The 13,581-nt window shown below is 70.7% G+C and carries 8 protein-coding genes; all 8 read left to right on the top strand.

All coding sequences use genetic code 11. The annotated features are described in order from the left end of the window. Positions 1-4: 4 nt before the first annotated feature. Positions 5-3,811, top strand: coding sequence for an amino acid adenylation domain-containing protein (locus ACIRL2_RS49385; RefSeq protein ID WP_402242016.1), 3,807 nt, complete (start codon positions 5-7; stop codon positions 3,809-3,811). 79 nt (positions 3,812-3,890) lie between these two features. Beyond that, complete coding sequence (locus ACIRL2_RS49390) at positions 3,891-4,670, top strand: thioesterase II family protein (protein WP_395873253.1); 780 nt, start codon at positions 3,891-3,893, stop codon at positions 4,668-4,670. After that, complete coding sequence (locus tag ACIRL2_RS49395) at positions 4,670-5,701, top strand: threonine/serine dehydratase (RefSeq protein ID WP_395873252.1); 1,032 nt, start codon at positions 4,670-4,672, stop codon at positions 5,699-5,701. The genes ACIRL2_RS49390 and ACIRL2_RS49395 overlap by 1 nt, the downstream gene beginning before the upstream one ends. A gap of 60 nt (positions 5,702-5,761) precedes the next feature. After that, entirely contained in the window at positions 5,762-6,547 is a 786-nt protein-coding gene (locus ACIRL2_RS49400; RefSeq protein ID WP_402242020.1) for a thioesterase II family protein, read from the top strand. A gap of 629 nt (positions 6,548-7,176) precedes the next feature. Further along, on the top strand, positions 7,177-7,398 hold the full coding sequence (locus ACIRL2_RS49405; RefSeq protein ID WP_395873250.1) for a phosphopantetheine-binding protein: 222 nt from the start codon (positions 7,177-7,179) through the stop codon (positions 7,396-7,398). Beyond that, complete coding sequence (locus ACIRL2_RS49410; RefSeq protein WP_402242023.1) at positions 7,395-8,642, top strand: cytochrome P450; 1,248 nt, start codon at positions 7,395-7,397, stop codon at positions 8,640-8,642. The genes ACIRL2_RS49405 and ACIRL2_RS49410 overlap by 4 nt, the downstream gene beginning before the upstream one ends. Beyond that, on the top strand, positions 8,639-9,373 hold the full coding sequence (locus ACIRL2_RS49415; RefSeq protein WP_395873248.1) for a thioesterase II family protein: 735 nt from the start codon (positions 8,639-8,641) through the stop codon (positions 9,371-9,373). Before ACIRL2_RS49410 ends, ACIRL2_RS49415 begins: the two co-directional genes overlap by 4 nt. Positions 9,374-9,945: 572 nt before the next feature. After that, on the top strand, positions 9,946-13,581 hold a 3,636-nt coding region (locus ACIRL2_RS49420; protein WP_402242026.1), incomplete at its 3' end, for a beta-ketoacyl synthase N-terminal-like domain-containing protein.

The following is a 13,581-nucleotide window of genomic DNA, read 5'->3' on the forward strand; positions in this document are numbered from 1 at the left end:
AGCCATGATTCCGCTGTCATTCGCCCAGCGCCGCATGTGGATTCTGCACCAGATGGAGGGCGGGTCGGAGAACTGGAACATGCCGGCGGCCTTCCGGCTGACCGGACCCCTGGACCACGCCGCCCTCGCCGCGGCGATCCGCGACGTGGTCGAGCGGCACGAGATCCTGCGCACCATCTACGTGACGGACGACGACGGTGAGCTCGGGCAACGGATCCTCCCGACCGCCGCGGCCTCGCCGCAGGTGTCGGTGGTCGAGGTGGCGCCGGAGGACATGGCCGGCGCGATCGAGGAGGCGATCGCGTACCGCTTCGACCTGACCGCCGAACCACCGCTTCAGGTGCGCCTGTTCCGCTGCGCGCCGGAGGAACACGTGCTGGTCCTGGTGCTTCACCACATCGCCTCGGACGGCAGCTCGGGCGCGCCGCTGGCCCGGGACCTGGCCACGGCCTACACAGCCCGCCGCGACGGCGAGGCGCCGCGGTGGGAGCCGTTGCCCGTGCAGTACAAGGACTACACGATGTGGCAGCGGGAGGTACTCGGCGACGTCACGGACCCGAACAGTCTCGCCGCGACGCAGGTCGAGTACTGGCGCAGGGAACTGGCCGGAGTGCCACAGCCGTTGAACCTGCCGCTGGACCGCCCGCGACCCGCGGAGACGAGTGGGCGCGGCGCCATGGTCGACCTCGTGGTGGAGCCGGAGGTGGCGAAGGGGCTGCAGAAGCTGGCCGACGAGCGCGGGACGAGCATGTCGATGGTCCTGCACGCCGCGTTGGCGGTGCTGCTGCGCAAGCTCGGCGGCGGGGACGACGTGACGATCGGCAGCTCGATCGCCGGGCGGACCGACGAAGCGCTGGCCGATCTGATCGGGTTCTTCGTCAACACCCAGGTACTGCGGGTGGACCTCTCCGGCGACCCGTCGTTCATCGACCTGCTCGCGCAGGTGCGGGACAAGGCGCTGACCGCCTACGAGCACCAGGACGTGCCGTTCGACATGGTGGTCGAGGCGATCAACCCCGAACGCTCCGCGGCCTACCAGCCGCTGTTCCAGGTGATGCTCGGCCTACAGAACTACGAGCGGCCCGACCTGGAACTGGCCGGGCTCACCCTGGAGGCCGAGCAGGCCCTCCCGTCGACCTCCAAGGTCGACCTGTTCTTCAACGTGATCGCGGACGAATCGGGGGCGCTGCGGGGCAACATCCTGTACGCGACCGACCTGTTCGAGCGGGAGACGGTCGAGGCCATCGCCGCCCGGTTCGTGCGTGTCCTGGAGCAGTCGGTCGCTGATCCGGGCATGTGCGTCGGGGATGTCGACGTACTGAGTGCGGGCGAGCGGCAGCGGCTGGTGACGGAGGTCAACGACACCGCCGAACCGACCCTGGAGCACGGCCTGATCGCGGCGGTGCGCAGGCAGGTGGAGGCGACCCCGGAGGCACTCGCGATCATCGGCGAAGAGGAGTCGCTCAGCTACCGGGAGATGGACGCGCGATCCGACAGGCTGGCGCACTGGCTGGTCGAGCGCGGTGTGCGGGCGGAGTCGCGGGTCGCCGTCCTCCTGCCCCGGACGGTGAATCTGGTGGTGGCGCTGCTGGCGGTGCTCAAGTCCGGTGGCGCCTACGTGCCGATCGATCCGGATCACCCGCGTTCCCGGATCGACTTCATCCTCGAGCACGCGGACCCGCTGCTGGTGCTCGACGCCGACGCGTTGGCCGGCGCGGATTGTTCGGGGTATCCGGACGCGCCACCGGAGGTGGTCGTGCGCCCGGAGAACGCCCAGTACGTGATCTACACGTCGGGGTCGACGGGCAAGCCGAAGGGGGTGGCGATCCCGCGCGGCGCGGTGGCGAACTACCTGGCCACGACCCAGCGGCGGTTCCCGTTGTCGGCCGCGGACCGGATGTTGTTCAGCACGACGGTGGCGTTCGACATGGCGAACACCGAGTTGTACCTCCCGTTCATCGCGGGCGCGACCATGGTGATGGCGGGGAAGGACACCGTCACCGATCCGTCGGCCGTGCTGGCGATGCTGCGCCGGCACGAGGTCACCGCGGTGCAGGCCACGCCCGCGTTCTGGCAGATGTTGTTGATGCACGAGCCGACCGCCGCGAAGGGCCTGCGGATCATCATCGGCGCGGAAGCCGTGCCGCTGCGCCTGGCCGAGACCCTGGCGGCCCAGGCCGCCGAGGTGTTCAACATGTACGGCCCGACCGAGACGGTGACGTGGTGCACCGAGGCGCGCCTGAAGGTGGGGGACGGTGTGCCGATCGGACTGCCGGTCGGGAACACCCAGGTGTACGTGCTCGATTCGCGGCTGCATCCGGTGCCGCCCGGGGTGCGGGGTGAGCTGTACATCGCCGGTGCCGGAATGGCCCGCGGGTACCAGGGTCGGCCCGAGCTGACCTCGGAGCGGTTCGTGGCGTGCCCGTTCGGCCCGGCCGGCGCGAGGATGTACCGGACCGGGGACGTGGTGCGCTGGGACGGCAACGGTCTGCTGGACTACATCGAGCGCACCGATTTCCAGGTGAAGATCCGGGGCTTCCGGATCGAGCTGGGCGAGATCGAACATGTGCTGACCGGACATCCGGGCGTGGCCCAGGCGGCGGCCGTGGTGCGGGAGAACCAGGACGGCGACAAGCGCATCGTGGGTTATGTGATGCCCGAGCCGGCCGAGGCCGACGACGGCGTGCAGGCGCTGCTCGCCGAGCTGCCCGAGTACTTGCGGGGGCGCCTCCCGGAGTACATGGTGCCCGCCACGGTGATTCCGCTCTCGGAGATCCCGCTGACCCCGAACGGGAAACTCGACCGCGAGGCATTGCCGGCCGAGGATGCGAACACCGAGGTCGGTCGCGAGCCGCGCAACGCCCACGAAGAGGAACTGTGCTCCCTCTTCGCCGAGTTGCTCGGCATCGAGAGGGTCGGGATCGACGACGACTTCTTCGCGCTCGGCGGGCACTCGCTCCTGGCCACCCGGCTCAGCGACCGCATCCGCAGTCGATTCGACGTCGACATGCCGCTCAGGACGATCCTCAAGTACCCCACGGTGGCCGAGTTGGCCTCGCTGGTGGTGATCGGCGGCATACCCGTGGACAACCCCGACCCGTTCGCGGTGGTGCTGCCGTTGAACAACGATCCCGGCACGGGCAAGCCGCCGCTGTGGTTCTTCCACGGGGGCGGCGGGCTGGGCTGGGCGTTCTTCGGTTTCGTGCCGTACGTGCGGGACCGGGCGGCCTACGCCCTGCAGTCCCGCGGTTCCGACGGCGTGGACACGCCGGTGGGGTCCGTGGAGGAGATGGTCGACGACTACATCGCCGAGATGCTGAAGATCCAGCCCGAAGGGCCCTTCCACCTCGTCGGCTGGTCCTACGGCGGCACACTCGTGCAAGCCGTCGCGGAGGGGCTCGACCGGCGTGGGCACCGAGTCGCTCTCACGGCCATCCTGGACTCCCAACCGGGAGGGCACGGGTTCACCGAGATCCACGCCGGCAAAACCCTCTCCGACTACCGGGCGGAACTCGAGGATTACTTCGGCCAATACATCGGCACCGACAATCTGCAATCCGCCCTGGACACCATGTCGAAGGTGCTGGCCAACAACACGAACCTGATGATGGATTTCCAATCGCCGGTCTACCGCGGCGATGTGCTGTTCTTCAGCGCGACGGATCAGGAAGGTTCGTACGCGCACCTGTGGCGGCCGTACGTCCTCGGTTCCATCGAGGTGCACGACGTGCACGCCTCGCACCACGAAATGAATATGCCCGCACCCGTGGCCGAAGCCATGGAGGTCATCGTCCGCAAGCTGGCGGAATGACCGGACAACGATTTCCCGGAACCGATTCGCCGAACCATCGAATGCATGATTGGGGTTGGTCGGGGTGAAAGAACCCGGCATGTCCGCGGACAACGGGGACCGGACCGCGCTGCTGTGCGTGCCGTTCGCGGGAGCGGGACCGTCGTTCTTCCACCCGTGGCGGGCGCCGGCCGCGGACCGGTGGCGCGTGCTCTCGGTCGAACTGCCCGGCAGGGAGCGACGGATCCTGGAGACGCCGTACCGGAACGTCGTCGAGGCGGCCGAGAACGAGATCGAGGGCATCGTCGCGGACCTCGGCGAAGGGGCGCGGGTGGTGCTGTTCGGGCACAGCCTGGGCGCGGTGCTCGCGTACGAGCTGGTGCATCTGCTGAGCAAGCGCGACGTGCACGTCGAGCGGCTGGTCGTCAGCGGTTCGCCGGGGCCGTGGACACAGCGGGAGCGGCGGGCGACCGGGCTCCCCGACGAGGAATTCCTGGCCCGGGTGGAGGAGTTCGCGGGGTTCAGGCACGAGGCCCTCGACCACCCGGAGATGCGTGAACTGATCCTGCCGGTGCTGCAGGCCGACTGCGAGATGCACGAGAACTACGTCCCGAGCGTCGACGAGCCCGTGTCGGTGCCGATCTGCTCGCTGCGAGGCGACTCCGACGGCCTGGTCACCGCCGAAGAGGCCCGCCAGTGGCGGGACGCCACCACGGGCGCTTTCAGCTATGTGGAGTTCCCGGGCGACCACATGTACCTGGTCGATCTCGGCCGCGAGGTGCTGGAGGTGATAGCGGCGGAATCCGCCCGCGATCACCGGGTCGTTTCCGTCGGATCCGCGAAGGACACCTCGACGTCGCGGCGAAACGGAGACGCGTGATGCCGATCGGCCGGGACGCCGTGGCCGTCACCGACCAGCCACCGCTGCTGAGCTTCGAAGGCGTGCAGGACGCTCGGCGGCGAATCGCCGGCCGCGTGACGCGGACGCCCGTCGTCCGCAGCGAGGAACTGGAGCGGCCGACCGGGGCCCGGCTCTGGCTGAAGGCGGAGAACCTCCAGCGTGGAGGCTCCTTCAAGATACGCGGCGCGCTCCTGGCCATGGATCGCTTGACGGGAGCCGGCAGCGTCGGCGTGGTCGCGCAGTCCACCGGCAACCACGCCATAGCCGTGGCCCTGGCCGCCGCCCGATGCCGACTGCCGGCCGTGCTGGTACTGCCCACCGACGCCGCGCCGACCAAGGTGCGGCGCATTCGTGAGACCGGCGCCGAGGTGCTCCTGGCCGGCACCACCCTGGCCGAGCGGATCGCGGTGGTCGAGGAACTCGGGCACACCCGCGGCTACGACGAGATCGACCCCTACCAGAACCCGGACGTGGTGGTCGGCCAGGGAACCGCCACCGCGGAACTGATCCACCAGGTGGCCGCGGCCGACGGCCGCCTGGACGCGGTGGTGGTGCCCGTCGGAGGCGGCAGCGCGGTGGCCGGCGCCTGCCTGGCCACCGCCGGCCGAGGCATCGACGTCTACGGTGCCGAGCCCGGCGCCGTACCGGCCCTGACCGAGGCGTTGCGCGCCGGGGGACCGGTCACCGTGGACGCGAAGCCCACGATCGCCGACGGACTGCGCCCCGACCGGATCGGCCGACTGCCCTACGACTTGGTCCACGACACGGTCGCCGGGGTCTTCACGATCGAGGAGAGCGCCATCGCCGAGGCGATGCGCCTGGTGCTTCTGCGTGCCCGACTGCTGATCGAGCCCGCCGCCGCCACGGCCGTGGCCGGGGCCCTGCGCCTCGCCGCCGACGGGCGCGCCCGAGACATCGGAGTACTGGTCTCGGGCGGCAACGTCGAGCCACGCCTGGTGGCGTCCCTCCTGGACGAGCAGGCCGCCCGTTCGGCCGACCGGGCCTCCTGAAGCCGCCGCCGACAGGCGGGGCCGCACAGCGAAATCGGCAGACTCACGGAAGGGTTGGGCATGACGGGATCGGCGAAATTCACAGGGGAGTGGATCCAACGCTTCCATCCCCGCGACGACAGCGAGTTCCGAGTCGTCTGCTTTCCGCACGCCGGGGGTTCGGCGAGCTACTACTACACACTCTCGAAAGCCCTCTCGCCGGAACTGGACGTGCTCGCCATCCAATACCCCGGACGGCAGGACCGGCGTGCCGAGGGCTGCGTGGACAGCGTGGCCGAACTCGCCGACCTCACCTACGCGGCGCTGCGCCGCTGCGAGGACGGTCGGCCCAATGTCTTCTTCGGCCACAGCATGGGCTCGACCCTCGCCTTCGAGGTGGCCCGCCGCCTCCAGGAGGACACCGGTGCCCCGCCCGCCTGGCTGTTCGCCTCCGGCTACCCCGCGCCCTCGCGACTGCGCGGCGGAACGGTCCACCGTCGTGACGACGCCGGCATCCTCGAGGAACTGCGCTCCGTCGGGGGCACCGACCCCGTCTGGTTGGAGAACAAACACATGATGGCCTCGATCCTGTACGCCGTCCGCGGCGACTACGCGGCCATCGAGACGCACCCCCGGGTCGTCGATGTCCGGCTCGACTGTCCCATCACGATGTCGGTCGGCACCGACGACCCGCACACCACGATCGCCGAGGCCGAAGCCTGGCGGGAGCACACCACCGGCGAGTTCGCCCTGCACGTCTTCCAGGGCGGCCACTTCTACCTCGACGAGCACAGCCGGGAGGTCACCGACCTCATCTCCGGCACCGTCCGGGGCCTCTCCGCCACGGCCCGGGAGACGGCCCGCTAGGCGCCTTCTTCCTGCGCCATCCGCTCCGACTGTATGCGTGACACCCCGATTCCCGCCATCGGCGCGACATCGTGAATTTCCGGACGGATTACGGCACCGCTCCGGCCGGAGGACGGATCGAGGCGGCGGTGTCGGATTCGATACCCGGGTGATTCGTGCCGACTTCACGGCGGGTCGGGGATCGGTGCCACGTGGCATGTCCCGTCGGCGGGACAAGAGGTGTCCGGAGCAGGGTCCGTACCTACGTCTCTTGCCCTGGCTTTCCCGGCCAAATACGTTGGCCGCACGATGACCCCGGTGCGCGGTCGAAAACTCGCACCGATGAAACCGCGGCGTGATCCGACCGCCGAACACCACCGGCACGGCGTGCGCGGAAGACATTCGCAAGACATTCGCCCGGCTGTTCAAGAGAATTCGTCTCGCCGGGCCGACAGGGAAAAGGGACCCCGGCGGCCGCGAAGGCGGTGACGGTCCGATGGATGGTGCCGGTAATGGCATGGGTGGGCACTCCGGTTCGGCGGAGAAAGGAAAGGCTGGCAATGGAATCGTCGCCGCAGGTCCATCGGCGAGGTGGGCAGGACGAGGCATCGGACGGGCAAGCCGCGCCTTCGAGCGCACCGGAGTCACTCGTGCGGGAGATCTCCGCGTTGTGGAGCGAATATCTCGACGGTCGCGAAGTCGCGGCGGATGACGACTTCTTCGCGATCGGCGGCAATTCGCTCATCGGGATCAAGATCATCGACCGGGTGTCCGAGGACTACGGCGTCGCACTGTCCGTGCGCGAGTTCTACCTGGCGCAGACCCCTTCCCGGGTCGCCGCGCTGATCGAGCGGGGGAGGGGAGGGACGTGAGGCTGACGCCGGGTGCAGCACGCGACGTCGACCTCGACCGGGTCGACCTGTTCGACCTGGACCTGTACACCTCGGGCGATCCGCACCCGATCTGGGACGTGATGCGGGCCAAGGCCCCCCTGCACCACCAAGTCCTGCCGGACGGCCGGGAGTTCTGGTCGGTGACCCGCTACGACGATGTCTGCCGCGTGCTCGGCGACCACCGGGAGTTCACCTCGGAGCGCGGCACGGTGGTCACCCACCTCGGGGTGGACGACGTCGCGGCAGGCAAACTGCTGACCTCCACCGACCCGCCCCGACACACCCAGGTCCGCAGGGCGATCGGCGCCAAGCTCACCGCGCGCGCGGTGGCGCCCTGGGAGGACCGGATCCGGCAGTCGGTCGCGCGTTTCCTCGAACCCGCGCTCGACGGCGGCACCTGGGACCTGGCCGAACAGGCGCTGCGCCTCCCGGCGATCGTCACGGGGCCGCTCCTCGGCATCCCGGAGCGGGACTGGGACGAGCTCGTGCAGCTCACCGCGATGGTGACGGCGCCCTCGGATCCGCACTTCAAGCACGGCAGCGAAGCCGCGACCCTGGCCATCTCCCACCACGAACTGGTCACCTACGTCACGGACCGGGTCAAACGGCGGCGATCCACCGGGGGTGAGGACGGGAGCCTGCTCGACCACCTCATGAGCGTGCGAGCGGGGGGCGCGCCGCTGACCGACGAAGAGATCGCCCTCGACGGCTACAGCATCCTCCTGGGCGCCAACGTGACGACGCCGCACACCGTCTCGGGCACGGTGCTCGCGCTGATCGAGCGGCCCGAACAGTTCGACAAGGTCCGGGCCGACCCGTCGCTGGTACCGAACCTGGTCGAGGAAGGGCTGCGCTGGACCTCGGCCGCCTGTAATTTCATGCGGTACGCGGTGCGCGACACCCGGATCGGCGAGGGCACGATCCCGGCCGGTGGGGCAACCGTCGCGTGGATCGGGTCGGCCAACCGGGACGAGACCCGGTTCACCGACCCACACACCTTCGACGTGACGCGCAACGCGAGCCGTCAGGTCGCGTTCGGCTTCGGCCCGCACTACTGCATCGGTGGACCGCTGGCCCGGATGACCCTGCGGATCTTCTTCGAGGAACTGTTCCGACGGTTCGGATCGATCGAACTCGGCGGTGAACCGCAGCACTTGCGCTCGTACTTCATCGCCGGGATGACCCACCTCCCCATCGTCGCCCAGAAACGAACGACGCCATGACCTCCGGTTCCGCCGCCCCGTCGCCGTGGTTCGTCCGACCGCAGACCGGCGACCACCGCGCCCGGATCTTCTGCTTCCCCTACTCCGGGTCCGGAGCCTCGGCCTTCAGCGCCTGGCCGGCCGCCATCGACGACGTCGAGGTCTGCCCGGTGCAGTTCCCCGGCCGGGAGAATCGGTTGGCCGAACCCCACTACGACACCTACGAGAACCTCGCCGCCGACCTGACCGAATCCCTGGTGCCGCGGCTCGACCGGCCGTTCGCGTTCTTCGGGCACTGCGCGGGCGCGCTGCCCGCGTTCGAGACCGTGATCCGGCTCGCCGAACGCTGCCTGCCGGGACCGGAGTGCCTGTTCGTGTCGGGCCAGCCGGCACCGCACGACGCCTCGAACGACCGGATGCTCACCATGAGCGAGACCCGATTGCGCGCCGAATTGGAGTCGGTCGTGCGCGGCCGGGGGATCGAGCCGCGGCCGGACATGGTCGACCTGGGCATGGCCGTGCTGTTGCGCGACCTCGCCGCGGCGCGCGAGTACCGGCGGGTGGAGCCGGTCGTGCTGCACTGTCCCATCGTCGTACTGCACTGGCGGGACGACCCCGACGTCAGCCTCGACCAACTCGAGGGATGGCGGGCGTACTCGGACTCGGTCGACATCCGGGTCGTCGACGGCGGCCACCACGACTTCATGCACGCGCCGGACGCATTGCTGAAGCTGCTGGCCTCCCGGCGGTGACCACAGCACAACCCGTGAGAGCCGTACGTCGAGGGAACCGGAAGGGGGTTCGCATGTGTGCCACGGCCACCGACATCACCGACACCGCGATGTCGTGCGACGCCCCCGGCGCGCACGACCCGGATGAATTCCGGTCCCTGTCGGCAACCGCGACCTCGGATTGGTTCCTCGACGCCCGCGACGGGTTGGCCCGCTCCGGCGACGACGGTGCGGGAGTCCCCGCCGTCGTCGCCCTCGAACCCGGGGCGGCCGCTGCACCCAGCAGCCGCCCCGCAACCGGCTCGTCCGCCGCCCGCGGCGGAACGACCGGAGTCGTCCGGCCACGCGGCACACCGCGCGGCCCCGCCCCTCGGTGGGCCCACCGAACCCGATGGGTCCACCGGGGCGGACACCGGGACATCCCGGGGGCCGCGGTCGTCGATGCCGACGGGGAGCACCCGGACCCGACGCGGGCCGCGGTGCGGAACCCGGTCCGCGCCGCACGGACGGAACACACCCGTCCGCCCCGCCGGCCGCGAACCGCCCGCCGCGGGCCCTCCCCGGACACCACTTGACCACCAGTGAGGAATGGCATGTCTGTTGACGACACCCGCAGCGCGGCAGGACTTGCCGGGGACCCCGTGGCCGTGGTCGGGATGTCCTGCAGCCTCCCCGGTGCCCGTGACCCGGAGTCCTACTGGAAGCTGTTCACCCAGGGGCGGGTGCCGGCCCCGAAGCCCGGCTCCACCGCCGGCGCCGGCAGACGGCTCCGCACCCTGGTCCGCAAGGCACTGGCGACCGCCGGCATCGCGCCGGAGGACTTCCGCGGCGGCGGGGACGAACTGTTCCTCGCGGTGCCGGACACCGGCCGCACCGTCGGCCCGCGCGGACTCGAGCCGACCGTTACCACCGGCGCCGCGTCCGCGCCGCGGGCCGTACTCCTGGCCGCGCGGAGCCTGCGCGAGGGCCGGACCGACGTGGCGCTCGCGGGCGGGGTCGACGGCCCCGAAAGCACCGCCGGCGTCGTACTGGTGCTCAAGACGCTCACCCGGGCCCGAGCCGACCGCGATCACGTACACGCGGTACTGCACGCCGACGACACCGACGCGACGGACGGACCGGACGGGGCGCCACGCGAGTCGGGCCCGGCATCCGGCATGGCGGCGCTGCTGGAGGCCGTGCTGTCCGTCCGGCACGGCCGGTCCTCGTCGAGCACGAGCGGCGCGGGCTGCCGAATCCTCGTCGAGGCCGCCGCGGAAGGGGACTTCGCCACCGGACGCCCGGGCTTTCGCACCGCCACACTGCCCCTGATCGTCTCCGGAGCGACCCAGGACGACGTACGGGAGCGGGCACGTCACCTGCTCGCGCACCGCGAGGAGAACCGGTCCGCGCCACGCGACCTCGCCCTGTCCCTCGCGGCCGCGCACGCCGACTCCGAACCCTCCGCCGTGCGCCACCGGACCGTCGCCTGGGCCGACGACGGCCGGCAACTCACCGACGAACTGACCGCGCTCGCCCACGGCGAGCGCAGCGCCACCCGGATCAGCGGCAACGCCGAGGCGCGAAACCGGGTCGTCTTCGTCTTCCCCGGCCAGGGCTCCCAGTGGATCGGCATGGCTGCCGGACTCCTCGACGACTCCGACGTGTTCCGCGATTGCATCCGGGCCGGCGCCCGGGCACTCGCCCCGCACATCGACTGGTCGCTGGAGGACGTGCTGCGCGGAACACCCGGCGCCGCGTCCCTCGACCGTGACGACGTCGTGCAACCCGCCCTGTTCGCGGTGATGGTGGCCCTCGCCGAACTGTGGAAGTCCTTCGGGGTGCGGCCCGCGGCCGTGCTCGGACACAGCAACGGCGAGATCGCCGCCGCCGTCGTCGCAGGCGGCCTGTCCCTGGAGGACGGGGCGCGGGTCGTCTCACTGTGGAGCAAGGCCCAGGCACGACTCGCGGGCCGGGGCGCGATGATCTCCGTGGCGGCGTCGCTCGCCTCGCTGGAGCCGAAACTCGTCGAGTGGGGCGACCGACTCGCCGTCGCCGCGGTCAACGGACCGCAGGCGGTGATCCTGTCCGGCGACCGCGACGTCATCGACCGGCTGCTCGAAGAACTCCCCGCCGAGGGCATCGCGGCCAAGCGGATCCCGGTGGACCTCGCGGCCCACTCCCCGCACATCGAGGCACTGCGCGAGGAGATGCTCACCGGACTGGCGCCGATCGAGCCCCACACCGCCACCGTGCCGTTCCACTCGACGGTGACCGGCGACTTCCTCGACACCACCGCGCTGAACGCCGCCTACTGGTACGCCAACCTGCGCAACACCGTGCGCTTCGAGCGCTCCGTGCGCGCACTCGAGGCGGACCACCAGGTCTTCATCGAGGTCAGCCCGCACCCGGTCATCACCATGGCGCTCCAGCAGACCCTGGACGACCTGGGGTCCGACGCAATCCTGGTGGAGTCGCTGCGCCGCAACCAACCCGGAGCACGCCGCTTCCTCGCCTCGCTCGCGCGGCTGCACACCGGCGGCGTCACCGTGGACTGGCGGCCGGCGTTCGGCCCGGACTCCGCGCTCACCGAACTGCCCGCGCGCCCGGCCCCGTCGCGAGGCGGGGTCGCGGACGAGCAGGCCGCGGCCACGGCGGGCGCGCGCGCTTCGGATGAGGTCACGGACGGTCTCCTGGAGTTGGTGCGTGCCGAGACCGCCCTGGTCGTCGGGCTCGACCCCAACGGCGGCGTCGACGGCGCGGAGTCGTTCCGGGACCTGGGCCTCGACTCCGCCCGCGCGGTGGAACTGCGCAACCGCCTCGTCGAGGCCACCGGCTTGCGGCTCCCGGTAACCCTGCTCTTCGACCACCCGACGCCGGCGGAACTCGCCCGCCACCTCGCGGCGCAACTGACCGGCACCGCCGCCGAGGCGGCGCCCGCCGAACCGGTGATCACCGCTGCCGCGCCGGACGAGCCGATCGCCATCGTTTCCATGGCCTGCCGCTTCCCCGGTGACGTGGCCTCACCGGAAGACCTGTGGCGGCTCGTCCTGGACGAGAAGGACGCCGTCTCCGGCTTCCCCGTCAACCGGGGATGGCCCCTGGACACCCTCTTCGACGACGACCCGTCCCGCGCGGGCCGCTCGTACACCCGCCAGGGCGGATTCCTGCACGACGCGGATGGGTTCGACGCCGAGTTCTTCGGTATCAGTCCGCGCGAGGCCCTCGCCATGGACCCGCAGCAGCGCCTGATTCTCGAGACCGTGTGGGAATCCCTGGAGCGGGCCGGGATCGATCCGGCCGCGCTGCGCGAGAGCAGCACGGGGGTCTACCTCGGCGCGCTCGCCCAGGACTACGGGCCGCGACTGCACGAGGCGGACGAGAAGGCCGGCGGATATCTGCTGACCGGCAACTTCATCTCGGTGCTCTCCGGCCGTGTCCCCTACACGTTCGGTCTGCGCGGCCCCGCCGTCACCGTGGACACCGCCTGCTCCTCGTCCCTGGTCGCCCTGCACCTGGCCGCGCAGGCACTGCGCGTGGGCGATTGCGAGCTGGCCGTGGCGGGCGGCGTCACGGTGATGTCCAGCCCCGGCATGTTCGTGGAGTTCAGCCGCCAACGCGGGCTCTCACAGGACGGCCGTTGCAAGGCGTTCGCCGAGGGCGCGGACGGCACGGGCTGGGCCGAAGGCGTGGGCGTACTGCTCCTGGAGCGGTTGAGCGATGCCCGTCGCAACGGCCACGAGGTACTCGCCCTCGTGCGCGGCTCGGCGATCAACCAGGACGGTGCCAGCAACGGTCTGACCGCCCCCAGCGGGCCCGCGCAGCAGCGCGTCATTCGGCGGGCCCTGGCGAATGCCGCTCTGGTGGCGGACGAGGTCGATGTGGTCGAGGCGCATGGTACGGGTACGCGGTTGGGTGATCCGATCGAGGCGCAGGCGTTGTTGGCGACCTACGGTCAGGGGCGGTCGGGGGATCGGCCGTTGTGGTTGGGTTCGTTGAAGTCGAATATCGGTCATACGCAGGCCGCGGCGGGTGTGGGTGGCGTCATCAAGATGGTGATGGCCATGCGGCACGGTGTGCTGCCCAGGACGCTGCATGTGGATGCTCCTTCTCCCCATGTGGATTGGGCTTCGGGTGCGGTCGAGTTGTTGACGCAGGCGCGGGCTTGGCCGGAGACGGGTCGTCCGCGGCGTGCCGGGGTGTCGTCGTTCGGTGTCAGTGGGACGAACGCGCATGTGATCGTGGAGCAG

The sequence above is a fragment of the Embleya sp. NPDC127516 genome (assembly GCF_044765325.1).
GTDB lineage: Bacteria > Actinomycetota > Actinomycetes > Streptomycetales > Streptomycetaceae > Embleya.

Excerpts from the sequence above, each read along its gene's own strand:
- ACIRL2_RS49385 (WP_402242016.1), top strand. The coding sequence starts at position 5 with ATGATTCCGCTGTCATTCGCCCAGCGCCGCATGTGGATTCTGCACCAG.
- ACIRL2_RS49390 (WP_395873253.1), top strand. The coding sequence starts at position 3,891 with ATGTCCGCGGACAACGGGGACCGGACCGCGCTGCTGTGCGTGCCGTTC.
- ACIRL2_RS49395 (WP_395873252.1), top strand. The coding sequence starts at position 4,670 with ATGCCGATCGGCCGGGACGCCGTGGCCGTCACCGACCAGCCACCGCTG.
- ACIRL2_RS49400 (WP_402242020.1), top strand. The coding sequence starts at position 5,762 with ATGACGGGATCGGCGAAATTCACAGGGGAGTGGATCCAACGCTTCCAT.
- ACIRL2_RS49415 (WP_395873248.1), top strand. The coding sequence starts at position 8,639 with ATGACCTCCGGTTCCGCCGCCCCGTCGCCGTGGTTCGTCCGACCGCAG.